Annotated in this window: 26 protein-coding genes and 1 other annotated feature; of the genes, 9 read left to right on the top strand and 17 right to left on the bottom strand. The window is 43.7% G+C overall.

Annotation, left to right across the window (positions count from 1 at the left end; translation table 11 throughout):
* Window positions 1-324 precede the first annotated feature (324 nt).
* The gene (gene prpE, locus BW944_RS08895) at window positions 325-1,083 is read left to right on the top strand and encodes a bis(5'-nucleosyl)-tetraphosphatase PrpE (RefSeq protein WP_076558843.1); all 759 of its coding nucleotides are present in this window, start codon (window positions 325-327) and stop codon (window positions 1,081-1,083) included.
* On the opposite strand, the gene BW944_RS08890 is transcribed toward prpE, so the two are convergent.
* Genes BW944_RS08890 through BW944_RS08880 form a run of 3 tightly spaced genes read right to left on the bottom strand, consistent with a single transcriptional unit; the run spans window position 1,011 to window position 3,377 of the window.
* Window positions 1,011-1,907, bottom strand: coding sequence for an RluA family pseudouridine synthase (locus BW944_RS08890; RefSeq protein WP_234983155.1), 897 nt, complete (start codon window positions 1,905-1,907; stop codon window positions 1,011-1,013). The genes prpE and BW944_RS08890 overlap by 73 nt on opposite strands.
* A 2-nt stretch (window positions 1,908-1,909) precedes the next feature.
* Window positions 1,910-2,722 (bottom strand): NAD kinase, encoded by an 813-nt coding sequence (locus tag BW944_RS08885; RefSeq protein WP_076558839.1) that lies wholly within the window; start codon window positions 2,720-2,722, stop codon window positions 1,910-1,912.
* Between the two features lie 16 nt (window positions 2,723-2,738).
* The gene (locus tag BW944_RS08880; RefSeq protein ID WP_076558838.1) at window positions 2,739-3,377 is read right to left on the bottom strand and encodes a GTP diphosphokinase; all 639 of its coding nucleotides are present in this window, start codon (window positions 3,375-3,377) and stop codon (window positions 2,739-2,741) included.
* A gap of 138 nt (window positions 3,378-3,515) precedes the next feature.
* On the opposite strand from BW944_RS08880, the gene BW944_RS08875 reads away from it, so the two are divergent.
* The 3 genes from BW944_RS08875 to BW944_RS08865 are packed head-to-tail and all read left to right on the top strand — an operon-like array spanning window position 3,516 to window position 5,438.
* Window positions 3,516-4,097 (top strand): CYTH domain-containing protein, encoded by a 582-nt coding sequence (locus tag BW944_RS08875; protein WP_076558836.1) that lies wholly within the window; start codon window positions 3,516-3,518, stop codon window positions 4,095-4,097.
* Window positions 4,098-4,155: 58 nt separating this feature from the next.
* Window positions 4,156-4,557 (top strand): globin domain-containing protein, encoded by a 402-nt coding sequence (locus BW944_RS08870; RefSeq protein ID WP_076558835.1) that lies wholly within the window; start codon window positions 4,156-4,158, stop codon window positions 4,555-4,557.
* Complete coding sequence (locus tag BW944_RS08865) at window positions 4,554-5,438, top strand: ClpXP adapter SpxH family protein (protein WP_084193686.1); 885 nt, start codon at window positions 4,554-4,556, stop codon at window positions 5,436-5,438. Before BW944_RS08870 ends, BW944_RS08865 begins: the two co-directional genes overlap by 4 nt.
* 143 nt (window positions 5,439-5,581) lie before the next feature.
* On the opposite strand, the gene pepF is transcribed toward BW944_RS08865, so the two are convergent.
* The 11 genes from pepF to BW944_RS08810 form a co-directional block, all read right to left on the bottom strand.
* Complete coding sequence (gene pepF, locus BW944_RS08860; RefSeq protein ID WP_076558833.1) at window positions 5,582-7,390, bottom strand: oligoendopeptidase F; 1,809 nt, start codon at window positions 7,388-7,390, stop codon at window positions 5,582-5,584.
* A gap of 29 nt (window positions 7,391-7,419) precedes the next feature.
* On the bottom strand, window positions 7,420-8,547 hold the full coding sequence (locus tag BW944_RS08855; RefSeq protein ID WP_076558831.1) for a competence protein CoiA: 1,128 nt from the start codon (window positions 8,545-8,547) through the stop codon (window positions 7,420-7,422).
* A 136-nt stretch (window positions 8,548-8,683) separates the two neighbouring features.
* Entirely contained in the window at window positions 8,684-9,379 is a 696-nt protein-coding gene (mecA, locus tag BW944_RS08850) for an adaptor protein MecA (RefSeq protein ID WP_076558829.1), read from the bottom strand.
* 444 nt (window positions 9,380-9,823) lie between these two features.
* Entirely contained in the window at window positions 9,824-10,219 is a 396-nt protein-coding gene (gene spxA / locus BW944_RS08845) for a transcriptional regulator SpxA (protein ID WP_076558827.1), read from the bottom strand.
* Between the two features lie 304 nt (window positions 10,220-10,523).
* The gene (locus tag BW944_RS08840) at window positions 10,524-11,117 is read right to left on the bottom strand and encodes a GNAT family N-acetyltransferase (protein ID WP_076558826.1); all 594 of its coding nucleotides are present in this window, start codon (window positions 11,115-11,117) and stop codon (window positions 10,524-10,526) included.
* A gap of 142 nt (window positions 11,118-11,259) precedes the next feature.
* Window positions 11,260-12,468, bottom strand: a complete 1,209-nt coding sequence (locus BW944_RS08835; protein WP_076558824.1) for a putative glycoside hydrolase — start codon at window positions 12,466-12,468, stop codon at window positions 11,260-11,262.
* Between the two features lie 172 nt (window positions 12,469-12,640).
* Window positions 12,641-13,576, bottom strand: coding sequence for an ABC transporter ATP-binding protein (locus tag BW944_RS08830; protein WP_076558823.1), 936 nt, complete (start codon window positions 13,574-13,576; stop codon window positions 12,641-12,643).
* Window positions 13,573-14,625: an ABC transporter ATP-binding protein gene (locus tag BW944_RS08825; protein WP_076558821.1), complete on the bottom strand. Its 1,053-nt coding sequence runs from the start codon at window positions 14,623-14,625 to the stop codon at window positions 13,573-13,575. The genes BW944_RS08830 and BW944_RS08825 overlap by 4 nt, the downstream gene beginning before the upstream one ends.
* 17 nt (window positions 14,626-14,642) lie before the next feature.
* A complete protein-coding gene (opp3C, locus tag BW944_RS08820; RefSeq protein ID WP_407690083.1) occupies window positions 14,643-15,779 on the bottom strand; it encodes an oligopeptide ABC transporter permease in 1,137 nt (378 codons plus the stop codon).
* Window positions 15,780-16,706, bottom strand: coding sequence for an oligopeptide ABC transporter permease (gene opp3b / locus BW944_RS08815; RefSeq protein WP_076558817.1), 927 nt, complete (start codon window positions 16,704-16,706; stop codon window positions 15,780-15,782).
* Window positions 16,707-16,865: 159 nt separating this feature from the next.
* On the bottom strand, window positions 16,866-18,557 hold the full coding sequence (locus tag BW944_RS08810) for a peptide ABC transporter substrate-binding protein (protein WP_076558815.1): 1,692 nt from the start codon (window positions 18,555-18,557) through the stop codon (window positions 16,866-16,868).
* Between the two features lie 280 nt (window positions 18,558-18,837).
* Here BW944_RS08810 and BW944_RS08805 point away from each other — a divergent pair, with 280 nt between their 5' ends.
* The 3 genes from BW944_RS08805 (at window position 18,838) to BW944_RS08795 (ending at window position 21,701) form a co-directional block, all read left to right on the top strand.
* Entirely contained in the window at window positions 18,838-19,218 is a 381-nt protein-coding gene (locus BW944_RS08805; protein WP_076558813.1) for a DUF3899 domain-containing protein, read from the top strand.
* Window positions 19,219-19,255: 37 nt separating this feature from the next.
* Window positions 19,256-19,450, top strand: a binding site (T-box leader).
* A 63-nt stretch (window positions 19,451-19,513) separates the two neighbouring features.
* Window positions 19,514-20,512 carry a tryptophan--tRNA ligase gene (gene trpS / locus BW944_RS08800; RefSeq protein ID WP_076558811.1) on the top strand — a complete coding sequence of 333 codons (999 nt, stop codon included), beginning with the start codon at window positions 19,514-19,516 and terminating at the stop codon, window positions 20,510-20,512.
* 211 nt (window positions 20,513-20,723) lie between these two features.
* The gene (locus tag BW944_RS08795; protein WP_076558809.1) at window positions 20,724-21,701 is read left to right on the top strand and encodes an LCP family protein; all 978 of its coding nucleotides are present in this window, start codon (window positions 20,724-20,726) and stop codon (window positions 21,699-21,701) included.
* Window positions 21,702-21,774: 73 nt separating this feature from the next.
* On the opposite strand, the gene fabF is transcribed toward BW944_RS08795, so the two are convergent.
* The 3 genes from fabF to BW944_RS08780 form a co-directional block, all read right to left on the bottom strand.
* Complete coding sequence (gene fabF, locus BW944_RS08790) at window positions 21,775-23,016, bottom strand: beta-ketoacyl-ACP synthase II (protein ID WP_076558807.1); 1,242 nt, start codon at window positions 23,014-23,016, stop codon at window positions 21,775-21,777.
* A 45-nt stretch (window positions 23,017-23,061) separates the two neighbouring features.
* Window positions 23,062-24,000 (bottom strand): beta-ketoacyl-ACP synthase III, encoded by a 939-nt coding sequence (locus BW944_RS08785; RefSeq protein ID WP_076558805.1) that lies wholly within the window; start codon window positions 23,998-24,000, stop codon window positions 23,062-23,064.
* 331 nt (window positions 24,001-24,331) lie between these two features.
* Window positions 24,332-25,282, bottom strand: a complete 951-nt coding sequence (locus tag BW944_RS08780) for a BMP family ABC transporter substrate-binding protein (RefSeq protein ID WP_076558804.1) — start codon at window positions 25,280-25,282, stop codon at window positions 24,332-24,334.
* 143 nt (window positions 25,283-25,425) lie between these two features.
* Between BW944_RS08780 and BW944_RS08775 the strand changes: the two genes are divergently transcribed.
* Entirely contained in the window at window positions 25,426-25,602 is a 177-nt protein-coding gene (locus BW944_RS08775; RefSeq protein WP_076558802.1) for a YjzD family protein, read from the top strand.
* Between the two features lie 95 nt (window positions 25,603-25,697).
* On the top strand, window positions 25,698-26,510 hold the full coding sequence (locus tag BW944_RS08770) for an undecaprenyl-diphosphate phosphatase (protein ID WP_076558800.1): 813 nt from the start codon (window positions 25,698-25,700) through the stop codon (window positions 26,508-26,510).
* Window positions 26,511-26,548: the final 38 nt, after the last annotated feature.

The following is a 26,548-nucleotide window of genomic DNA, read 5'->3' as shown; positions in this document are numbered from 1 at the left end:
TTTATGTCTCGAGCTTCTGGAAGCTGTAACTGGATAATAAAAGTGAAAGCTTCCTGCCTAGAAGCGATAGCATAAGCGAACCTGACCCTATGTCGAACTCTCCCGCACCAGTACAGGCTTCTTAAGAATTCGGCTCTGTTATCATTCTTTGTTGATTTTTATCTCTGGGTTGGAAGCTTGCCGCTGGTCACTTCCGGTGATTTTTTGTTCATGTTCCTCCCGCAGGCGTCTCCACCCTCCGTTCTAAAATCACCAACAGGCTTTAACAGAGCTAAGAATGTAACCATAGAAATCGCAAGTAAGATTAAGAAAGGGGTCTATTCCATGACTTACGATATAATCGGAGACGTCCACGGATGCCTCGATGAACTGAAACAGTTATTTTCAGAACTCGGCTATCATTTCGATAAGGGGATCCCTGTCCATCCTGAAGGGCGGACGCCGGTATTCGTCGGAGATATAACCGACAGAGGCCCGGATTCCCTCGCAACCATTTCATTTGTATACAAGCTGGTAATCGAGCAGAAAAAAGGCCTCTACGTCCCCGGCAATCACTGTGACAAACTATACCGTTTCTTTCGTGGAAATCCGGTCCAGGAAAAATTCGGTCTGGAAACGACGACATATGCCTATCGGAGTCTATCCGAACAAGAGCAGATAAAAATACGGAACGAATTCATGACACTCATCGAAGCGTCCCCCTTGTACCTGGAACTTCCAGAAATCAATACTGTAGTCGCACACGCCGGTATCCTTGAACAGGATATCGGTGCCATGAATAAACGCATTCGTTCTTTCGTGCTATATGGCGCCACCACCGGAAAGACATTCAAAGACGGGCGTCCGGAGCGTCTTGACTGGGCCCGGAGCTACCGCGGCTCTAAGAGGATCGTCTACGGACACACCCCTGTGCTGGAGCCGAGATTCAAAAATGGTACTGTCAACATCGACACCGGGTGTGTCTACGGGAACAAACTTACAGCCATACGTCTTCCAGAGGAGTCGATCGTTCAAGTACCTTCTTCTCTTTCTTTCCAACCGGAAAAGTTCGCTTCCTTCGAGCAGAAAGAAGGAGAAGAATGAAAGTGCATCTCCTCACCCGTCCATGGGTGTGTAAAGGCAAGTTCGGCACTGTGCAAAGCTTGACCGGAAGTCAGTCGAAAGTCGTCCCCTTCCCCATAAAGCGTATCACCAACGAGCGGATGGCCGATAGAAGATAGATGTACTCGTATCTGGTGAGTTCTGCCCGTTTCGAGCTTTAAGCGCAGAACACTTCGAGCTTCTTCCTCTTTCAATACTTCGTAATGAGTTACAGCAGGCTTTCCTTCGCTCAAAACTTCCCTTTGAATGATAGAATCCTTTGCTCTCCCAATCGGAGATTTCACCGACCCGCTTTTTTCTTTCAAAATACCTTCTGCTAGCGCTACATACGTACGGCTCAGCTTTTGTTCTCTATTGTAAAAAAGAGAATGGATGTAAGGGTGTTTAGCAATAAGCAGTAAGCCGCTCGTATCTTTGTCCAGACGAGTGACCAAATGAACCGTCCGCTTCAAATTCTGCCTTTCATAATGACCCAGAACGTTCTGTACCACCGTATTGTGGGGATGAATAGCGGACGGAGTTACAGCTATGCCTGCAGGTTTATTAATGAGCAGAAGGTCTTCATCTTCATACACAACATCAAGAGGCTCGTGTCCCGGTTCATAGGGGTAAACCTCGATTTCCGGGAAGAAAACGGAAAGCCTGTCCTCTTCGGAAAGCATATCGTAATGCTCAAGAGGCCATCCATCCCGCTCGAACCGTCCATGCTTTTTCAATTCTCTGACCATTCGACGGGAGATAGACGCTTCCCGGCGCAAAACATCCTGGACCCTGCCTTCTTTCTTTACAATAAACTCTTTCTTCACTTTCAGTCTCCCTGTGTATACTGATCTGATATAAAAGATTCATGAACTCGACGCCAGAACGGGAAGGGGCGAAATCTGGCGAAACGTACCTTTTCCTTCGCTACCCGGCATTGGATGGATTCGACGTTGCTATAGGTTCTGGTCAGATGGTCGATTGTAAACAGAAAACTTTTTTCATTCAATGGACGGAACATACACGTATGATGCCCGGGAAGAACAAGAGGAGAGCCGATGGTACGGAACACCCGGTTGTTGATGGAGGCCATCTCCGTCACCTGGATCGCTTCAAGAGACGGGTGAAGAATAGCCCCGCCGAGCGCTTTATTATAAGCTGTACTCCCGGACGGAGTCGAAATACAAAGTCCATCTCCCCGGAACGTTTCGAAATGGTCCCCTTTGATATCGATATCAACGACGACCGAGCCTTCGGAGGTTTTGATAGCACATTCATTAAGTGCCAGGTGACGCTCTTCTTCTTCATAGTCCTTCTGCTTGATCATGACTTCAAGAAGCGGATATTCCACTACCTGGAAAGGTGTTCTCGCTATCTCAATAATCAACTTTTCCACCTCTTCCGGCATCCAGTCCGCATAAAACCCAAGGTGACCAGTATGGATACCGATGAAGGCTGTCTCATCCAGACGGTATACATATGTGTGGAATGCCTCAAGAAGCGTTCCATCTCCCCCCACCGAGATGACCAGTTCCGGTTGTTCTTCATCATACTCAAGTGTGAATTCTTCTAAGTAATTCTTAATCTTCGAACGGAGATCATTGGACTTCCGGTCTCCTTTGGATAAAATTGCGAATTTCATCGTTCTCCCACCTTTCTCAGTCCCTACTGTCGTTCTGTTTGTAGTCTTCCTTTTTGCGAAATTCTTTGCGGGCTTCATACACTTCATCTTTTATTTTCGACATTTCTTCATCCAGACGAAAAGCGGCTTCACCCGCACGTTTCAAACGGGATTTGATTTCCGGAGGAATCTGACCGGAGTATTTGTAATTCAGGGTATGTTCGTTCGTCGCCCAGAAGTTCATTGCAAGGGTGCGGATCTGGATTTCTGCCAATACATTTTTCTGACCGTGTATCGTTTCCACAGGGTAGCGGATGACGACATGATAAGATCGATAGCCACTGTCTTTTTTCTCGGATACGTAATCCTTTTCTTCTACAATGGTGAAATCACTGCGGTGACGCAGCATTTCTGCAATGACGTAAATATCGCTCACAAATTGGCAAACGACACGGACCCCTGCGATATCCTGCATTTCTTCTTCAATACATTCAGGATTGATCGCTTTCTTTTTCGCTTTTTCAATAATGCTGCTCTTTGGTTTTACCCTGCCTGTTACAAATTCAATCGGGGATTCCTCCCCTTCGAAATCATATTGCTGCCGCATTCCTTTGAGTTTCACTTTCAACTCTTCGACAACTTGGGCATACGGTGCAAAAAAAGCTTCCCAATTCATACCGCGCACCACCTTATTCGTACATCTATAATGGTTTTTAAGTGATTTTATGTTCAAAACCATTGTATCATAATACCATAGAAAACAGTCTGTACACATCGCGTCATAAACGAATTTTTCCGAGAGGAGCACGAAGATATGAGTCAGGAAATCGAAATCGAGTTCAAAAATTTGCTTACTGAAAACGAATATAAGAGAATGCTTGAAGAATTGCCTTTCGATAAAACACAATTCGCTGAACAGACCAATTATTATTTCGAAACAAAAGACCTGAGGCTGAAACAGTACGGAGCAGCTCTCCGCATTCGTCATAAAGGGGGTAAGTGGACGATGACACTGAAAGAACCTCATCCGGAGGGGCTGCTCGAAACGCACGATACGATTGATGAGCACGAGGCTGATTTATGGATTCAGAACAAAGGAAACGCTCAACCTAATATCACAAAACAACTCGATGCTATGGGTATCGAGCGCAGCAATCTCCGTTTTCTTGGGTCCCTAGCCACCCGGAGACGTGAAATCGATTATCATGATACGACGGTAACTCTTGATTTCAGCAGATATTTCCAGAAAGAAGATTACGAATTGGAAATAGAATGTACTTCCAAACACCAGGGCCAAGCTGTTTTTGATGAACTTTTACATGAATTTTCGATTCCTCGAAGAGAGACGAAAAATAAAATTCAACGATTTTATGAAGCCAGGGTCGAATCGGATTAGTTGTCGCCACCCCTTCCCCTTGCTACAATGGAAAATACAGATAGGAAGGGATCAACATATGACACAGGAACACCGATCCATTTACGAAGCGATCGGAGAAGAGCGATTACATGCTCTTGTCGACGCTTTCTATAAACGTGTAGCTACCCATCCGGAACTTACACCGATCTTCCCGGATGATCTTTCAGAAACGAAAAGAAAACAAAAGCAATTTCTCACTCAATTTTTTGGTGGCCCTCCTCTCTATATACAGGAGCACGGACACCCGATGCTGAGAGCCAGACACATGCCCTTTACGATTACACCTTCGAGGCGTGATGCTTGGCTTTCCTGCATGAGAGAAGCTGTTTTTGAAGTCGGCATTGAACAACCATATGAACGGCTCATATTGGAAAGACTTACAATGACGGCAAATAATATGATGAATACACCGGAAGACGAGAAAGGGGAATCTATGTGAGTTGGAGAAGCTTAAGCCAGACGGACAATACGTTCCAGGGCTTCCAGGAAGGTTTTTTCAATTTACAGAAGCGACCTATCGAAATTTATGTATTCGTGGATCCACTCTGTCCTGAATGCTGGTCGCTTGAACCTTTTCTTAAGAAACTCACGCTTGAATATGGCAGATATTTTAAAATCCGTCCTATACTGAGCGGCTCTGTAGCAAATTTACAAAAAAATTGCCCAGACAAGCCGGAGAAGCTGAAGAAACAATGGGATCATACCACGTCCCTTACCGGCATGTGCTGTGACGGAGATGTTTGGCTTGAAAACCCGGTTTCCTCACCGTTATCGACAGCCCTTGCAGTCAAAGCTGCTGAATTTCAAGGCAAAAAAGCCGGCATGAGATTTTTAAGAAAAGTGCAGGAGTATGTGTTTTTGGAGAAGCGAAACGTTTCTCAGGAAGAAGTATTGATAGAATGTGCTGAGAAAAGTCAAATTGATGTCGGAGAATTCAAACGTGACCTTCACTCCGAAACAGCTAAGCGTGCGCTAAGAGGCGATATGAAACTGATGCAGGAAATGGAAGTGAATGAAACACCGACTCTGGTCATTTTCAATGAATCAGAGGAAGATGCGGGACTGAAGATTACTGGCCTTTATGACTATCATATTTATGTAAAAGTATTGAAAGATATGCTTCAGCAAAATCCCGCCCCTTCCCTGAAACCGAACGTCGAAGAATTCATGAAACAATATCGCTTCGTGGCTAATAAAGAAATCGCCGTCGTGTATGACTGGACGGAAAAAGAAGCGAAACGCGAAATGCGAAAACTCGTATTGAAACAGAAAGTACGTGAGGTCCCTGTAAAACACGGTGTTTTCTGGGAATATGTGTAACACATGAAGCAGGCGCTATGCAGCGTCTGCTTTTTCATTTTTTATCCTTTTATAAATAGCATACAAAACAAAAACCGAACACAGTCGTTCGGTTTTTGTTTTATGCTATTTAGTTTGGTCCCAAGTACTTAGTGCAAACTTATTTATTTATCAAGCAGACGTTCCATCTCGTCAAGCTTCTGCTCGAATACATCAAGTGCTTCAAGCACCGGGGCCTTGGAAGTCATGTCCACCCCAGCTTTTTTCAATACTTCAATCGGATAGTCACTGCTCCCCGCTTTCAGAAAATCTTTGTAACGTTCGACAGCCGGGGCTCCTTCTTCCTGAATCTGGTTGGCCAGTGCTGTTGCGGCAGAATACCCGGTAGCATACTGATAGACGTAATAGCCCATGTAGAAATGAGGTATTCTTGCCCACTCGAGTCCAATCTCTTCATCGATGAAAGTGTCATCTCCGAAGTACTTTTTATTGAGCTCATAATATAGTTCTGTAAGTTTCTCCGCAGTAAGTGCTTCCCCGTTTTGTTCCCTTGTATGAATATCATGTTCAAATTCAGCGAACATCGTCTGACGAAAAACGGTGCCACGGAATCCTTCCAAAAAGTTATTCAGCAGATAAAGTTTTTCCTTCTCATCTGTCGTCTGTTCCACCATATAATCATTCAGCAACGCTTCATTGGTGGTAGAAGCTACTTCTGCCACGAAAATCGAATAGTTACCGTACCGATATGGCTGGTTCTCATGAGTATAATAGCTATGGAGAGAATGGCCCAGCTCATGTGCCAAAGTGAAAAGATTATCCACATTATTCTGCCAGTTCATAAGAATGTAGGGGTTCGTGCCATAGTGACCGGAAGAATAAGCACCGCTCCGTTTTCCTTTATTCTCCTCCACATCTATCCAACGATTATTGAATCCTTCCTTCAACTTATCCACATAATCCTCGCCCAAGGGCTTCAGGCCTTCGATCACTTTTTGTTGCGCTTCTTCGAAGGTCACGTTCATTTCGACTTCTTTGACAAGCGGCGTGTAGAGATCATACATATGAACGTCATCAAGTTCCAGAACACGTTTTCTTAACCGCACATATCGATGCATGAGATCCAAACGTTCGTTCACCGCTTCAATCAGATTATCATACACCGTTTCCGGGATTTTATTGGAATCCAGTGCCGCCTGTCTCGCATTATCATAATTACGTACAGTAGCTTTGAAATTATTCTTTTTCACATTCGCGCTTAATGTTGAAGCGAAAGTATTTTTAAAAGCTCCGAACGTATCATACATAGCTTGGAACGCCTCTTTGCGCACTCTCCGATTATCGGACTTAAGGAAATTCATATATCTCCCGTGGGTCACGTCCACTTCATTTCCGTCTTCATCTCTTATTGATGAAAAAGTCAAATCAGCATTATTCAACGCTCCGAATGTTTGCGCCGGAGCACCGGCAATCTCTGAAAAGCCTGCCAACAGCTTCTCTTCTTTTTCAGAGAGGATATGATCTTTTTGTCTTATAAGTTCATTCAAAGTATGCTCATAATGTTTCAAAGGATCATATTCCTTCAAAAACTTCTCGATCGTCCCCTCAGGAAGTGAAAGAATCTCCGGAACGATGAAACTCATCGCCTGAGATGCTTCAGTCAACAATGTCTCTGCTTTTGTATTCATTTCCTGATAATAGGCATTCGTTGTATCCTGGTCACTCCGCATATGAGCGTAAGTGAATAGTTTTCCGAGTCGTTCCATGAAGCGATCCTGTAAATCGAATAATTCGTACAGACGTTTTCCAGAGTCCCCGAGCGTATTTTCGAAAGGTGGAAAATGCTCCTTTTCTTTCTTCAACTGTTCAAACTCTTCGTACCATGCTTCGTCTGTTTCAAAAATATCATCAAGTTTCCACGTGCGTTCTGTCGGAATTTCTTCCCGTTTCGGTAGTTCTTTCGTTTGAGCCAATGAAAAAGCCTCCCCTTTACTTGAAATTCTCAGGATGATTTATCCCTACGTTTCAATTGTATCATTAATTCCTTATCCTGCCGTAACGCCTGCTCTATGTTTTTGGGAAAGGGGATCTCCTTTCTTTTGTACCAGCTCCCTTCCCTTTCTTCGATAAATCCTAAGTACACCAACTCTTTAAAATAATATTCTATCAAATCCATCTCTTCATTTCCGAGAACATCCGATACGTGAATGGGAGGACAGGAAATTTCACCGCCGATCTCAACGCCGGTAACATAAGTCACTAACACTCTGGATTGCCAAATGACAGCCGGTGTATCATAAAGAGGCTGATAGCGGAGTGGCAGAAAACAGATGGAAGGGAGAAGGAAGGGAGCAATATGATTCAAATAAAGGAATTGGTAAAACTGACGGTGTTTCGCACTTCCCATTCGGTGCGGAGTTGTACGATAATAGTATACAGATTGCACCCACGAATCCATAGAAATACCTATTCGACGCGTTTCAAAAAGCTCAGGTAACTTGAACTGGAACAATGATCGCGAACACTTCTTCGTTAAAAGTTTTCTGGAAGATAGAGACTGACGGATAGTGAAAATAGAGAGGGAGTTTGAATGAGGGGAAAAAGAATAGAAGTGCAATTGATCGCCGAAACGATAGAGGAAGCTTCTTAAGAAAGCAGAGAAAGAAATTTTGGGGTATGTTCCTTTCACTTTGTCCTCTGATATGAACCAAAGCGGTATAATACCAGCCGTTCGGTACTGTCTGGAGCGTCGTTTTACTTCTGATGCGGAGATGACAGAGCATTGGAATTCGATAGCGAATACGTACTTTTTCCATTTCACTAACACATCAGGTCTTTGTTGGATATCAGGGAGATAATACTCGAGTTCTGGAGATAACCCTTGTTGAATGAGCCATTCATAAATCAACAGCTTCCCCCTTTGATGTTGGTATGTCTCCCCTTTATATGAACAGGAACTACTGGGCCAATGGGCGAAATGTGTAGCGTATCTGTTACCGCTTCTGATCCGGACAACTTCTTTACACGACGGACAATAAAAAGGACCCGATTTTTTCAGATGTTCCACTTCACTTCTCGGAATCCGATACAATATACGAAGTGAGCCTTGTTCATCAAGAGCTGAAAACATATGCCACCGCCTTATTCATTTACTCATTATTTCTATAAATTATTATATTCGACATAACTGCTGAAAACCCTTCCTGATTCGACCTACTCTCCTATAGAAAAATATGGTAGAATCTGAACAAAAAAAAGCACTTTTCTTAAGCAGAAAAGTGCTGTGCCATCGAATGTAGAGCGTCTTCTTCAATAATCGGTGTACCATATTCACTGATGAGGTGAATAGTGTTTTTCGTTTCGGAACCAAATTCCATCAGACGACTGAGATAATTTTCTTGTACTTGATCACTCATGTTTTCATCTGTGAATTGAATATACACATAGTAGGCATCTTTATAGTGATATAGGGAGTCATGAACGCTCTCTGGAAGCGTGATATAATGACTCAGTTGAATGACGTCTTCAATCTCAGGGAAGTGAAGCGCAAATGCAAGAGGTTCTCCGGAATGATCTACCTCTTCATCCCCTTCTTTCGTGCCGTCTGTTCCCTCGGATTCTGACGCTTCACTATCAAGTAGTGACTCAAGTTTTTCATCCATAGGAATGTCGATATTTTTGTCTTCATTATCTGGCAATTCGAGCTTTTGACCATCCTGGGACAGCTGAGCTTTCGTTACTATGATTTCCATCCCTTTGTCCATTGCCTGAACCTGAATCCAAAGCGGACCTTCCGGTGAAAAGTCTTCCTGATCGCTCACTTCATCCATCATTTCCCAGAACAACTGCTCGCTCCGTTCCCGATCATACCAGATTTCTTCACGGTTAAAACCACGTTTTTCTACATCCTGATAAGTTATATAAAATTTCACGGTATTTTCATTGATACGTTCTATTTCCATTTCGTCTCTCTCCCTTCGAGGGTAGTGTAACAGGCTGAAGAGACTGCTCTAATTACTAACACAATACCCGAATCTGTAGCAACTCAATCTGAGTGTGCTTCATTCGTTGTGTTAACTATCTCTATTGTAAGACATATTTCCTCGACTTCAAAATGAATTGCATTTTCATTTCAAAGATGAGTTGATTTCATATTTTAGACTATTTTCAGTCATTTGTCACTAAATAAGATTATTTTTTCTTCTTTGGTACTTACGTCACTCTTTCCAACCCTTTGTGATAGGATTAGCTTGCTTTGCCAAGGGTTTCAATACATTAAGCGGTGCAGATTGAATCTGGCACTTTTTTAATTACCTGAAAATCTCCTTGCAATAAACGTTTCAAAGTTTACAATAGTTTTTGTTAACAAAAAGGGCTATGCCACTCGGTGGGCATAGCCTTCAAAATTAATTAACTAAACGCTGGGCTTCCTTCAATTGAAAAGTACGAACACTTCTTGGAAGGAAACGACGTATTTCATCTTCGTTGTATCCTACTTGAAGACGTTTATCGTCGATGATAATCGGACGTCGTAACAAGCCGGGATTTTCCTGGATCAAATCGAACAGTTCTTGCATAGGCAACTGATCGAAATCGGTGTCCATCTTTTGAAACACTTTGGAACGTTTCGAAATGATCTCTTCGGTCCCATCTTCGGTCATGCGAAGGATTTCTTTTATTTCATCAATAGTTAAAGGCTCTGAAAAAATATTTCTCTCTGTATAGTCGATATTATGCTCTTCTAACCAGGCTTTGGCTTTACGGCATGATGTACAGCTCGGTGAGGTATAAAGTGTAACCATGTGAACTTCACTCCTCATTTTTATAATGTAACAATATCAGCGTGTGAAATTGTTTTCAGTTTAAAATCAGTTTAAATAACTTTCTATGTTCACTATAACACAAAACAGTTCTAGAATCTATACCACTCACAAAAAAACATAAGTAAAAAGGAAAGAACGATAGTAATATCAACAGCTACTCTTCTAATATACCACATGACGTGTTCTCTCAAACATTATAAATGAAAAGTTTCACAGAATATTCATTATCAATTATTTCACTCTTATTGAAAAAACCTTCCGAATAAGTATCGGAAGGTTCTGCTTAAGCTTTTTCTTTATTATTAAGTTCTTCCATCATATTCGAGGAGGATTTTTTTTCATCGATTTTAAGGACTTCTTCTACCGGCTGGTAGGATTTCCCGTAAAAAGTTTTATCTTTATAGGTATGAATTTCTTCATACATGTGTTTCATTTGATCAAATATTTCCTGTTCACTCGAATCTTCCGGAGACCAGTATAATATTTCCAAATGGCTCCACTCATCCGTTGCCAATGAGCGTCTCGAATATCCGATCGAATGTGCATGAGTAAAACCTTCCCGTTGATAGAAACGAAGACGTTTCTCCGTATCGGAATCCTCGTAATCAACCGGTTCCACTTCCAGAATGATCGGTTTGTTCTTTTCCTTCATTTTTTGCATCAGCTTGTGGCCTAAACCTTCTCCCCGGGCAGTAGCAGAAACATAGACATAGTCGATGAATACGAAAGTAGGAAATTCCGCGTACATAAGCACGTGTTTTTCCCCTTCGTCTTTGTGATAGACATCCCCTTTTTCATCCAGGAGGGCTTCCATGTGTTCCTGAGATTTCATTTCTTCAATTGGAAAATACTGATTAAGCTTTTCAAACCAGTTCATCAATCTACTCCCTTTCTCGTAGTCTCTTCAATTATAACGGAAATTCTCACTTTTGTTAAATGGCGCAGATATCAGCATATTCCTGAAAAATCATCTCTCGTCACTCTAAATAAAAACCACCGGCTTATCCGGTGGTTTTGGCTTATGGCGTGTAATCCACGCCTTTCGTATAGCTATTTCCAGCATTCCATAGAAGGAACTCTTCAATACCGTTTTCATTCAAAGCACGAATTTGCGCTTCCACTTCCTGTTTCCCGTATTGTTTTGTAGCACCGGAATAAAGCCACGGAGCTTCAAAATCCTGAATCCATGGACGAGAGGTAGGAGGATCCTCCAAGGTTTGAAGTCGTTCGTTTTCAACCTGTGCATATTCATCTATAAGCTTGTAAGGTTGTGTATCAGGCTTACTGAGACCGAAGGAAGGTCCCCAATGACTCGGGTAAATCATAGATGAAATGACATCGACATTCGATGAAATTTTCGAGAAGTTCTGACCGATATTCGGCTCCTCGGGAACGAGCGCGGAGTACCCGAATATATCCACGGAAACTTCCACGTCGTAATTACGCAGTGATTTACGAGCATATTCGACGAAGTCGGTTACAGCATTGACTCTTTCCTGTACATCATTGACGCCTTCAACATCGTATTCCCCTTTCCCGTAATCAAGGGTATCGTCACGTGAGGCGAAACCTTCCGGAAAACGTACATAGTCGAACTGAATTTCTTTGAACCCTAATTCTGCAGCCATCTTCCCTACTTCTGCATTATATTCCCACACTTCTTTTTCAAAAGGGTTCACGAACGCTTCACCTTTTCCATTCGTCCATACTTCTCCATTACGTTTGAATGATAAATCAGGCCTTTCTTCCGCCAAAACGTTATCTTTGAAGACGACTACGCGGGCAATCGGATAAATCCCTCTCTCTTCGAGGTCCTCCAGAATGGCGCGAGGATCATCCATCACGCTCTTGTAGCGTCCTTCAAACATTTCTTTATACTTGTCATTGTGAGGCTCAAGCATAATATTTCCGTGATCTTCCTTCACATCGATGACCATCGCATTCAAATCGGTAGAGCCAACCAGCTCTTTCAATTCAGACATTCTATCCCCTGCAGCAGAGTTTGCCGTCACGTAAATACCTCTTACTGCATCAGGGTATGTAAAATCTAAGCCGGAATCATAAAGAAAACGCTGGATTTTATCAGGTAGTGGTAATTTCTCCAACCCCAATTGCTTACCGGATATTTCTTTTCCAGGTAGTGTTTCTCCTTCATCTGCATGTACAACCGTGCCAAAACTTATTACTATAATCAACGCCAGTAACAACTTCAAATGGAAATATTTCATCTATAACCGTCCCCTACTTTTTTTGCTCACTTTATTATATAAGATTTACATGACATGTGAACAGGTATTTTCAACAATTTCAGAAAAAATTTCAAAAAAAGAATATTATAGTGAACTACGATACATCAATTATGTAAAAGACCACTCCCGTGCCAGAGAGCGGTCCCTTTATTTAAGTTACCGGATAATCTTTTTGATACTGTTCCATTTCTTTCGTTGTGCAAAGCACCCAGTGGCCCGGGCGAACTTCCCGGAATTCCGGTTCTTCACTCTGGTCATGGTCTGCCGGATCATAATTGAAACGTCTACGGGTACGTTCATAATTCGGATCAGGCAGAGGTATTGCGGATAACAATGATTTCGTGTACGGGTGAATCGGGTTTTTGTACAATTCATCCGCATCGGTCAGTTCGACCATTTTACCGAAATACATTACACCGATTCGATCACTGATGTATTTGACCATTGATAAATCGTGAGCGATGAACAGGTAAGTAAGCCCCTTTTCATCCTGCAATTTTTTCAGCAGGTTCACGACCTGCGCCTGAATCGATACATCGAGAGCTGAAATCGGTTCGTCTGCAATAATGAAACTCGGGTCTACAGCTAAAGCACGGGCAATACCCAGCCGTTGACGCTGCCCTCCACTGAATTCGTGAGGGTACCGATTGGCGTGATCTTCATTCAATCCTACCGTTTCAAGAAGATTGACGACGATTTCTTTACGCTCCTGATCATTCGAAGCAAGTCCATGGACATCTATACCTTCCGCGATGATATCTTCGACTTTCATACGGGGATTCAAGGAGGCATAAGGGTCCTGGAAAATCATCTGCATCTCCCGGTTGAACCTTTTCAATTCTTCTTTATTTTTCACATTGTGCACATCTTCACCATTGAAATGAACTTCGCCTTCTGTAGCGTCATACAGTCTGATGATAGTTCGGCCGGTCGTTGATTTCCCACACCCTGATTCACCGACAAGACCGAACGTTTCACCTTTATAAATATCGAAGTTCAGGCCATCTACCGCTTTGATGACGCCTTTCCTTCCGGATTTGAAGTGCTGTTTCAAGTTTTTTATCTCCAGCAGTTTTTCAGTACTCATTTCCTATCTCCTTCCGAACTACCACTGGCCATCCCTTTCATACGTGCCTGAACACTTTTCGGCGGTTCCGTATGGGGTGCGTGCTCATGAAGCAACCAGGTCGCTGCGTAGTGGTCTTCCGTCACCTTGAACATCGGTGGTTCCTGTTCAAAATCAATCTTCATCGCGTGATCACTGCGTGGTGCAAAGGCGTCCCCTTTCGGAGGGTTCAACAAATCGGGCGGAGACCCGGGTATTGCATACAACTCATCCTCCGTGCTTTCAAGGGAAGGCATGGAACCGAGCAGTCCCCACGTATAAGGATGCTTAGGATTATAGAAAATATCGTCGACTTTCCCGATCTCTACAATCTTACCTGCGTACATGACTGCAACTCTATCTGCCACGTTAGCTACCACACCTAGGTCATGCGTGATAAAGACGATACCGGAATCCATTTCCTTCTGGATATCCTTCATCACTTCAAGAATCTGTGCCTGGATAGTAACGTCAAGAGCGGTGGTCGGTTCATCTGCGAGAAGCAGCTTCGGGTTACATGCAAGAGCAATTGCGATAACGACACGTTGTCTCATACCACCGGAAAACTGGTGCGGGTACTGTTTGATCCGCTCCTCCGGATTCGGAATACCGACAAGTTTCAGTAGTTCCAACGCTCGTTCTTTGGCTTCCGATTTGCTTTTTTTCTGGTGTTTGATGAGCCCTTCCATAATCTGATTCCCGACTTTCATCGTCGGGTTCAGAGAAGTCATAGGATCCTGGAAAATCATCGCAATATCTTTCCCGCGGATATTCGCCAATTCTTTATCTTTCATTTTTGCTAAATCTTTTCCTTCAAAAAGGATTTCACCTTCTTTGATGCGTCCGGGCGGCTGAGGAATCAAACCCATGAGCGCCTTCGTCGTTACCGATTTCCCGGATCCGGATTCCCCGACAATCGCCAAAGTTTCTCCTTTTTTAACACTGAAATCCACACCACGAACTGCTTTGACTTCCCCTCCGTAGGTGTCGAAGGATACGTGCAGGTTATTGACTTCGAGTAAGTTTTCCATTGTTGTACACCTACCTCCTATTCGCGCATCTTCGGATCGAATGCATCGCGAAGACCGTCAGCTAATACGTTAAATGCAATCATCAATGCAGACAGGACAAGCGCCGGCCAGAACAGAATGAACGGATAAATCTGGAGTGATTTGAACCCTTCATCTATAAGTGTACCGAGGGACGCTGTCGGTGTCGGCAGACCGAGACCGATAAAGCTAAGAAAAGCTTCAAAGAAAATCGCTGATGGAATCGTGAACATCGTATTGATGATGATCAGACCCGTCACGTTCGGTACGAGGTGTTTACGGATGACTCTTCCATCCGAAGAACCCAGTGTCTGTGAAGCAAGTACGAATTCCTGGTTTTTCAGTTTCAATACCTGTCCCCGGACAATACGAGCCATCGGTATCCAACCGGTTATGACGAGTGCAATGGTTATCGACAATATCCCCGGATCCATTATCAGAATCATCAGTACGACGACCACCAGGTTCGGAATACCAGTGATGATTTCGATAAAACGTTGCATATAGTTGTCGACACGTCCGCCGTAATAAGCGGAAATACCGCCATAAGCTACACCTATAACCATATCAATAGCTGCTGCCAGGAGTGCGATGTAGAGGGAGATTCTTGTCCCTTCCCACACTCTTGTCCACTGATCACGACCAAGGCCGTCCGTTCCGAACCAGAAGTTGTTATTAATGTCTTTGGCGGCATAAGGGTCATGGATAGCTTCTACACGGGCTTGAGATCCATCAGAACCATCGTTCAGTACGTTTATTTCCGTATTCTCTTCATCATTACTGAAGCGGGCAAGAGCATCCTCTCGAGCGGCTTCCACTGTTTCCCCTTCTTCTATCTGGGAAAGTGTTCCGTCAAGACCTAACCAGCCAAGCCCTTCCACTTTCGCAGGAACCTTCGCCTGGGACAGGTCCTGTTCGTTTGCCGTATATTCGTTCATGTACGGACCGAAAATCGCCATAAAAGCAATGATGATCAATAGAACAAGCCCGATCATGGCTGCTTTATTCTTACGCAGACGTAGCATCGAATCTTTCCAGAAAGAAAGACTCGGTCTGCCTATCTCATGCTGTTCTTCTGCTTCACGATCGACAGGTACAAATAGATCTTTTGAAGGTTTGTGATTTTCCATACTCAATTAATCTCCTTCTGTCAGTCTGATTCTCGGATCAATGAGCCCATATAAGAGGTCAATGATCAGGATGATAAGGATGAACAGGAATGAGAAGAATAGTGTCGTCCCCATAATAATCGGGTAGTCGTTAGTGTTGATGGACTTGACGAACTGCTCTCCGATTCCCGGCACCGAGAAAATGTTTTCGATTACGAGCGTACCTGTCATAAGACTCACTGCTAGTGGACCAATAATAGTGACAAGAGGGATCATAGCGTTACGAAGTCCGTGTTTGAACACAACTCCGAAACGGTTGACACCTTTTGCTCTCGCCGTTGTGATAAAGTCCGATCCAAGGACTTCAAGCATTTCTGTACGCATGTAACGCGCAGCAATTGCAATTGGGAAGATGGCCAACGCAATGGTTGGTAAAACGGTGTATTCCCAGCCTTCCCAAAGAGCAACTGGAAAAAGTCCCCATTGAACCCCTAAATAGAACTGAAGAATACCGGCGAATACGAATGATGGAATCGACTTACCTATTACGGCGATCAATGTCGAACCATAGTCTACAACTCCATTATGGTAAATTGCCGCTATCAAGCCAAGCAGCATGCCGATAATCGTTCCCAGAATAAGCGATTGAGCACCAAGTGTCATGGATGGCCCCATTCTCTCGAGCAAAATCGTTGTTACTTCACGGTTGTCAAACTGGAAAGACAAACCGAGATCTCCCTGAAAGAGTCCAGCTATATAATTGAAATACTGAACCGGGAGCGGATCATTTAGTCCGTATTTTTCCAAAACGATTGCCTGTTGCTCTTCCGATAGCTTGTCCGCGGCACTCAAAGGCGTACCTGGAAGAAGCTTCATAAGGAAGAAGGTCATAGTAGCAATCAAAAGCAACGTTATTAACATATAGACGAGACGTTCTGAAATGTAACGCACCATATGCCGACACCTCCTGGTTGTTAGATCTTCTCTTGTCGGTAATTGACTGAATGTTCCGTATTATCGGAAAAATTCCCTCACAGGGAAAAAGAGAGCATACGTCCTGCGACATATACTCTCTCCTTCATTACAGCCTATATAAAGTTAAGAATGTCCTTCTTATTCTTTTTCAATATAAGCATACTTGTACGTGTAGTCTGCACCCATAGGGTTGACGTATACACCGTTCACATAAGGCTTCTGAAGCTGAGCTACACTACGCTGGTAGAGTGGTGCAAGAACAGCGTCGTCCATTAGGAGCTTCTCTGCTTCGAGGAAGTTTTCCCAACGAGCTTCCGGCTCTTGTGCAAGATCCGTATTCGCTTCATTGATCAGGCTGTCATACTCTTCACTGGAATAACCGGTATGGTTGTTCCCGCCGTCAGTAAGCCACATGTTCAAGAATGTGTTCGGGTCGATATAGTCAGGTCCCCAACCGGAGTTCTGAAGTTGATAGTTCATGTTCGTGTCTCGCTCCAGACGTACTTCGAAAGGAACAGATGTCACGTTGACTGTCAGGCCTTCAAGCTGCTCGAGCTGGTCCTTGATATAAGCGTCAATTTTCTGAGCAGTTTCTGTGTCTCCACCAAGGTACTCAAGCTCCACTTCTTCCATGCCGAGCTCTTCCTTAGCTGTAGACCAATGTTCTTTTGCTTTTTCAAGGTCAGAAGTGATAAGGTCTCCGTTCATTTCACGGAATCCTTCCCCTGTTTCAGGATGCGTTACGAAACCTTCTGGCATATGCCCAGTAGATGGTTTGGAACCATTGTTCAGGATTACATCCGTCATGCTCTGCTTATCAATTGCGTGCTGAATCGCTTTACGTGCATTCACGTTAGATAGAACTTCGTCTTCCTGGTTCATCTTGATATAGAAAAGTGTAGGCTCATCTTTGATCTGGAATTCCTCAGAAGAACGATACTCGTCTACGAATTCAGAAGAAAGAGCAGTACGATCGATTTCTCCGGAGTTGTAAAGGTTAACTCCTGTTGCTATATCTTTTACTACGTTAACATTGATTTGTTCAAGCTGTACGTTTTCAGCATCCCAGTAGTCTTCGTTCTTAACTACTGTCCAGCCTTCACCGTGGTCCCAAGATTCGAATTTGAATGGACCGTTGGAAAGAAGAGTGTCCGCTTCCTGAGCGTAGCTATCTCCCTGTTCTTCAACGAATTCCTGGTTCAACGGAAGGAAAGTCCCGAAGGCAGTCAGAGATTCGAAATATGGAGTAGCCTGTTCAAGCTGTACTTCAAGCGTGTAGTCATCTACTGCAGTGACGCCCAGTTCACTGACGTCCATTTCACCGGCAGCGATCGCTTCTGCGTTCTGGATGACACCGCTCATCATATAAGGACCGTACTCAGAACCTTGGTCAGGATCTACAGCACGTTGCCATGCATAAACGAAATCATTTGCTGTTACGGGGTCACCATTGGACCAAGTTGCGTCTTCACGAAGGTTGAATGTGTATGTCGTACCATCTTCACTTACTTCGTGATCTTTTGCTATACCAGGCTCGGCCTGAGCTTCTTCATCAAGACGATACAACCCGTCTTTTGTAGATCCAAGCCACTGGAATGCAATTGTGTCTGTAGCCATGGATGAATCCATTGTCGGGATTTCTGCAGATTCCGCAAGGTTCAATACCTGCTCACCGCTTGCCCCTTGTTCCCCTTCTTGCTGTTCTGATTCTGATCCTTCGTTGCCACTACCTTCGTCAGCGCCTTCTTCGTCGCCTCCGCCGGAACAGGCAGCAAGGAACATGCTTAGTACTAGTGCAAGCACTAGCAATAGCCAATTTGACTTCTTCATGTGGAAAAGACCTCCCCTTAAAATAAATGTATTCTGAAAATTCAGCGGTTCGAACAACCCGCAACATGAATTATACAAGTTTTCTTAAAATTTTGCATTAATTTTTTAAACTTTTTTTAAAGAAATGCCTTCATGAAAGCGAATACACTTTTCCATTTAAGTCTAAAGTACTACTATAAATTACAATACGATTACAGAATATACGGAGTGAATTTTCTATGAACAGAAACAATTCAATGCTATAATGATAGCGATTTACTATTGAGAGGTGTTATTTGGCATGGATACTATCAAGAAACCATCGGTTGTAGTCCTGTTCAACTTTTTGCTTGCAAGTCTTCTTTTTCTCATAAACGCCCCCGACTATACGCTATTTTACTATATCAATGCTGTTTTCTATATCGTATTCTTCTATCTGTTCATCGCTTTACTCATGTGGGTGATCCGCGGCAGATTTTTCGACGGAGTCACGTACAGTTTCCGCAGATTTTATAATAAGATGTCTAAACAGCGCGATTATCTGGATGAATGGGAGAATAAACCTCTTCCCTCGGAAATCGTCAACCACACTTGGCTTCGAATGTTTTTCTTCCATGGTGTGATCATGCTTCTTGCCATGCTGCTCCTATTGGTCATTTATTATTCCCCGGTTGCAAATTGAAGTCCAGTTCCTTATACTTTTACTACGAAATATAGCATAAAAAACGAAGAAGAAAGTTAAGTATGCGTAACGTTCTCAAACAACAGAGACGCTGTGGCCGGTGTGAACAGCGGAGACGTTACACAGAACCTGGGCTTTCGGAGTTTTTTCGCAGATCGGCGTTAACGATTTCGAGTAGGCCGTACGCACTTGTGCGGCAATTAGGGTGGCACCGCGAGCATTCGTCCCTGCATTGGCAGAGATGGATGTTTTTTTATGTTTCCAGATATTTATTCAGAGAATGGGAGAGATATTCATGGCAGTTATATTTTCCGGAATCCAACCGAGTGGTACACTCACTCTCGGTAATTACCTCGGAGCACTCAAGCATTTTGTAGACTTACAGGAGGAGAACCACTGTTATTTTTGCATCGTGGATGAACATGCTATTACGATGCCCCAGGACAGGCTGAAACTGAGGGACAATATCCGGTCCCTGGCCGCTTTATATTTGGCTGTAGGGATCGATCCGAAAAAATCGACTCTTTTCATCCAATCGGAAGTCCCCGCACATACACAGCTCGGATGGATGCTTCAGTGCGTCAGCTACATCGGAGAGCTTGAGCGTATGACACAGTTCAAAGATAAGTCTCTTGGGGGAAAAGAAGGAGTATCGTCCGGCCTTCTCACTTACCCCCCTCTCATGGCTTCGGATATCCTTTTATACCAGACGGACATCGTTCCGGTAGGTGAAGATCAAAAGCAGCACCTGGAGCTTACACGAAACCTGGCTGAACGATTCAACAACAAGTACAACGATATCTTTACAGTTCCAGAAGTCAGCATACCGACTTCCGGATCACGTATCATGTCATTGCAACAGCCAACGAAAAAAATGAGTAAATCCGATGACAATCAGAAAGCGTTCATCTCGATGCTCGACGAGCCGAAAACGATACGAAAAAAGATAAAAAGCGCTGTTACCGACTCTGAAGGAATCGTTGAGTACGACCCTGAAAACAAACCGGGTATTTCCAACCTGTTAACCATTTATTCTGTCTGTTCCGGTCGCTCTGTGGAACAGTTAGTCGAAGCTTATAACAATAAAGGATATGGTGACTTCAAAACGGACGCAGGGGAAGCTGTCGTCCAGGTTCTTGAGCCGATTCAGGAAAGATATTACGCTCTTCTCGAATCCGATGAGCTGGATGACATCCTTGATGACGGTGCTGAGAAGGCAAACCTTTCTGCACAAAAAACACTCAGGAAAGCAAAAAAAGCTATGGGTCTTGGTCGTGTCCATAGGAATAGATAATTCATCACCAAAAGACAAGCCGGGAGTGCAATATCGCCCCGGCTTGTTTATTTGAAAAAAATCAGACGATAAAATTATAGTAAACCATACAGTTTTTCTCTCGGTCCCACGTATTATATAGTATTGATGATTTTCTGCCGAACTTGTACTTTACTTATCGATCAATTAACGGTACATTTGAAATGGAGAGTTATGAGAAAGGGGAATCACTATGGCTCCAAGTCGCGCGATGCGCAGGCGAAAAAAACAGAAGCGCAAGCGGAAGTTACTCGTCGCGCTTATTATGGTGTTTGCACTGACAGTAGTCGGGTATTCATCAGTTGAATATTTAAGTGGAAAACAAAATGCTGAAGGAAAAGCTTCTGCCGACTCCAATTCTTCCCTTGAAGAAGATAGAAGCGAGTATGCGAAAGAATGGGATGGTAAGGACAAAAGCGACGGAAAAACCAATGTCCTTCTTTTAGGGAGCGACCAACGCGGCTCTGAAGAAGCTCGAACAGATACAATCATGATAGCTCAGTATGAGCCAGGAAAACAATCAGCGAAACTCGTGTCGCTTATGAGAGACACTTATGTGGAAATACCGGGGCATGGTTATAATAAGATCAATGCAGCGTTTGCTCTTGGCGGTCCGGAACTTATGAGAAAGACGATCAAGGAAAATTTCGGTATCGAAACAGAGTACTATGCTGTGGTGGATTTTGACGGTTTCACTCAAATCGTCGACGCAATTGCACCGAATGGGCTTAAGATCGATGTAGAAAAGGATATGTATTACGAAGACAACACAGGCACCATCGATTTGGAGAAAGGGGAACAGAAACTCTCCGGAAAAGATGTTCTCGGCTATGCGAGATTCCGTAAAGACTCAGAAGGTGACTATGGTCGGGTTCGCCGCCAACAACAGGTGATCACTAGGCTGAAAGAAGAACTCATATCGCTGAACGGCGTCTTGAAGACACCACGGCTGATCGGAACTATTCAGCCATATATCGACACGAATATAGGCGCAGGCAAAAACTTGTCTCTCGCAAAAGACTTTCTTCTTAATTCTCCAGAAAACATCGAGAAATTAAGAATTCCGACGGATGAAAACGTATGGAATGAGCGAAAAGAATACCCGATCGGGCTCGTTTTAAACCATGACGGAGAAAAAACGAAGGAAACCATTCAGGAGTTTTTGAAGTAAGCTCCCTATAATAATTTATAAAAAAACCTTTCCCTGATTTTGAGGGAAAGGTTTTTTAGTATCTACTGAATGATTACTTTTCGAACTTTTTGAAAACCAGCGCTACGTTGTGGCCGCCGAATCCTAAAGAATTACTCATGACAGTATTTATTTCCTGTTGTCTGGCTTCATTCGGCACATAATCCAGATCGCATTCCGGATCCGCTTCTTCATAATTGATGGTAGGAGGAAGAATGCTTTCATTAATCGCTTTTAGCGAAATAATAGCCTCTATAGCTCCTGCTGCACCTAATAGATGGCCGGTCATCGATTTCGTTGAAGACATCGCCAAATTATATGCATGATCTCCGAAAACCGTTTTCGTCGCTATCGTTTCGTATTTGTCATTCAACTCTGTGGACGTCCCATGAGCATTGATGTAATCGACCTTTTCCTTACCGATTGATGCGTCTTCAAGCGCTTGAGTCATGGCTCGAGCGGCGCCTTCACCTTCCGGGGCTGGCGCAGTGACATGATGAGCATCTCCGGTAGAACCATAGCCGGTTATCTCTCCGTAAATTTTAGCGTCCCGTTTTTCAGCGGATTCGAGCGTTTCAAGGACCAGAACGCCTGCCCCTTCTCCCATTACGAATCCGTCACGGTTTTTATCAAACGGACGACTGGCTTTTTGAGGGTCTTCATTCAAGGATAATGCTCTCGCTGAAGAGAAACCTGCAAACGCCATTTGAATCATCGGAGCTTCCGTTCCACCTGCAATCATGATGTCAGCGTCTCCGCGTTGGATGACTTTAAATGCATCGCCGATCGAATTAGCACCTGACGCACAGGCAGTCACTGTACAGGAGTTGATCCCTTTCGCTCCGAGTGATATAGACACTTGACCGGCCGCCATATCCGGAATCATCATAGGGATGAAAAACGGACTCACTTTTCGATATCCTTTTTTCTGGAATTTTTCGAATTCAGATTCATACGTACCCATTCCACCGATACCCGAACCAATCCATACTCCAGTACGGGGGGCGATTTCTTCCGTTATTTCCAGATTGGCATCCTCAACAGCCATATGAGAAGCTGCCACCGCATATTGGACGAAAGGATCCATACGGCGCGCCTCTTTTCTGTCTACATATAGAGAAGGGTCAAAATCTTTCAGTTCAGCTGCTACGGAGACCGGGTACTGCTCCGGATCCATTTTTGTCATTGGCCCGACTCCGGACTGACCGTTTTTAATATTGTTCCACGTATCTTCTGCATTATTACCAAGCGGAGTCACTGCTCCAAGCCCGGTAATAACGACTCGTTGATTATCCATCCTCTTTTCCTCCTTGAAATTCGTTAGTTAACAGGGAAATTCACTTTATTTACCCCAACGAAGTGCTACAGCTCCCCACGTCAATCCTCCACCGAATCCGACGAGAACCACCAGATCTCCTTCTTTGATTTTACCTGCTTTCACTTCTTCTGACAAAGCGACAGGAATCGAAGCGGAAGATGTATTCCCGTACCGTTTGATTGAAGTCGCCATTTTCTCGGGAGGTATTCCGAGCCTTTCCCGGGCAGCTTCCATAATTCTGATGTTCGCCTGGTGAGGAACCAGAAAATCGACGTCTTCTTCTTTCAGACCGATTTTCTTCACTACATTCACGGAAGATTCAGGCATCTGACGTACAGCAAACTTGAAAACTTCCCGGCCGTTCATTTGAAGAGCACCCTTCTGGTCCTGATACAAATGCGAACCTCCGGAACCATCTGAGCCGAGTTCAAAGGAAAGAATCCCTCTCTCTTCATTAACAGGACCGATTACAGCCGCTCCGGCTGCGTCTCCGAATAGAACACACGTATTTCTGTCTTCCCAATCGGTAATCTTGGAGAGTTTCTCCACTCCGACGACGAGAATATTTTCATAAGCTCCGGTATCGATGAACTGTTTAGCTGTAATCACCCCATACATGAAACCGGCACAAGCTGCACCTACATCCATAGCAGCTACATTTTCAGCTCCGAGTTGATGTTGAAGCATCGCTGCGACAGAAGGAAATGGCTGATCAGGAGTCACAGTTGCGACAATAATCATATCCAGGTCTTCAGCTTTCATCTCTGCATCATCCAGAGCGGATACGGCTGCATTATAAGCCAGGTGAGAAGTATCTTCCCCCTCTGCAGCAATTCTTCGCTCTTCAATCCCTGTCCGAGTACGAATCCACTCATCATTCGTGTCCACTATTTGTTCCATGTCCTTATTCGTCAGCACTTTTTCCGGTGAATAGTGACCGATGCCTAGAAATCCAGCGTTCATATTTTCATCCCCTTAAGGTTTAATCTAATCTTATGACTTGGTGCTAATTCTAATGTAAAAACAACCCATCTGCAAGCACTTTGAATGAAAAGCGGAACCATTCGTTCAGAAGCTCTAACATAAGTGGACAAGCCTGGCTTCGGGCGAACTTTCCCGAAACAGGAGTGGCCATTTATATTATGGGCTTTTGAATGGTGGAGCTGGACCAATGAAAAGCGGAAGCCCCCGCTTAGAAATACTGACACACACAGACTGGTCAGATGGAAGATGCTTTTTTCTTTCTCTTTTAGAAATTATTATATAAATCACAAGAAAAAAACTGCCAAATCGGTCAGGGACGGTTCGGCAGTTTTCCGCTTTCTTTATATTCGGAAATCTCTTTCTTAATCTTTTCTTGGACGGAAGGGGGGACATCCGAGCTGAATTCTCCGAGAGAAATAGCTCCATCCTCGAAATCATACATATACTTCTCCCCTTCCAGCTTCCCTTTCATGATGAGATCCATCGTAGAAACATAAAGCTGATCGACATGTTGTACAGTACTCGTAAGTACCGAGCGTGGAGCCAGTTCTGACTGGTCCATCACATATCCAATGGAATAGTGGCCGTCCTTTTCTGCCTGTTGAATGATTTGCGCAGAGAACTGATCTCCTGCCGGATAGAAAACATCTACCTTTAACGACTCCATTTCCCTGTAAATTTCATAGGCACGTTTCGTATTATCCCAGCTGTTTGTAAAATTCACATGAACACTCGCTTCTGGTTTTACATGCTTCACACCTTCATAAAAACCCTCTACTTCCGGTTGCCAGCTAAAGGAAGCAATCATACCTACCCGGTCTGTCTCCGTCATTTCAGCGGCTACCATTCCTCCGAAAAAACCCATAGCTGTAGATTCGAAATTGATGCTTGTCAGATTTTCAGCTACATAATCTCCATTGAAATAAATGAAATTCACATCCGGATAATCGTCGTGAAGTTCCTTGAAATATTCGCCATACGTACTACTATGACCGAAAATGACCTTCGTTCCATTTTCCACAAGTTCCTGCACAGCAAGGGAAGTTTTCTGATAAGTGTCGATCCCCTCTTTGTGATATATATCCACATCATATTTCTGTTCAATGGACTTCAGGCCCTCGTAACCTTTCTGTCCCCATGAATTATCCTCCACAGAGGTCTCCACGAGCATCCCGACTCTATCCGTCTTGTTCCCACTAACATTATAACTGCACCCACTAATCACTATAATAACGAGTATCAATGCCAACGCTCTACTCACATGAACACTCCTATACACGGTATCGTATCATCTATATTTTACACATACCCGCGAATAAGTGCAAAGTTTGTTTTTTCATTTATTTCTTCTTCCGCTTTTGGTAATATAGATAGTAAGAATGTACATAAATGAGGTGAGTAATAATGCGTTTTCTTTACACGATTCTATGGTCCTTCGTATTCAGTTTCATGACCGCCTATGTTGTAAGTAATATGAATCAGGCCGACTTCTCTTTTCTGCAGGTTATCCTGATGACTGCAGTGTTCACTATCTTCGTCGTTCTTCTCGGGGATGTAGGACTTAAAGAGGAAGAAGCTTAAGGAGCGCAGAGCGCGCTTCTTTTTTTAATGGTAAAAGAGAAATAAAACACCTATAATAAAGCAGGAGTTTTTTATACGAAGGAGGCTTCTTTGAATTGGAAGCGATATGGTTATGGATTAAATATTTAATACTCGGTATATTCCAGGGGTTCACAGAACCGATACCGATATCATCAAGCGGTCACCTGGTTATTCTTCAGGAACTTGGATCCCTCACAGAGGAAGGACTCGATTTCCTTGTTCTCGTCAATTTCGGTTCTCTTATCGCCGTATTGATGATCTACCGGGAAGATATCCTGCGCCTGATTCAACACGGAATCGGATATATAACAAAAAAAGAACCAACTTATAAAAATGATTTCGATTTCATCATTTATCTGATCGTCGCCACGTTACCAGCAGGGGTGCTCGGCGTACTTCTAGGTGATTATATCGACAATAACCTGGATGCTCTATGGATTGTCGGTGGCACGCTGCTCATCACAGGTTTCGCCTTATGGGTCATAAGAAATATACGCGGAGAAAAAAACGATGGAAACCTTTCTATGAAAGATGCGATTATAGTCGGACTAGCCCAGGGTGTAGCTCTGATTCCCGGAATCAGTCGTTCCGGAGCAACGATTGTAGCCGCTATGTTGCTTGGAATGAAACAGGAAACCGCTCTTCGGTTTTCTTTCCTTCTTTACATTCCTGTAAGTCTCGGCTCTATGCTCTTATCACTCGAGGACATTCTCGGAGCCAAAAGCGGACAAATGTGGATGGCTTATTTCCTGGCTTTCGCAGGATCCATATTCGCTTCTTACTACTCTCTTCGCTGGTTTATGAACGTCATGGCTAATGGGAACCTGAAGTATTTCGCTTATTACTGCTTCACTGTAGGGATTCTCGTCCTTCTCTTCCTTTCCTAGGTAAAAAACTTTTCCAAGTAAAAAGGCTTCCCTCGACG

It is taken from the genome of Salimicrobium flavidum, from assembly GCF_900156645.1.
Lineage (GTDB): Bacteria > Bacillota > Bacilli > Bacillales > Halobacillaceae > Salimicrobium > Salimicrobium flavidum.
Note: the sequence above shows the minus strand (reverse complement) of the source record. Positions and strands in the feature narration are given on the sequence as shown.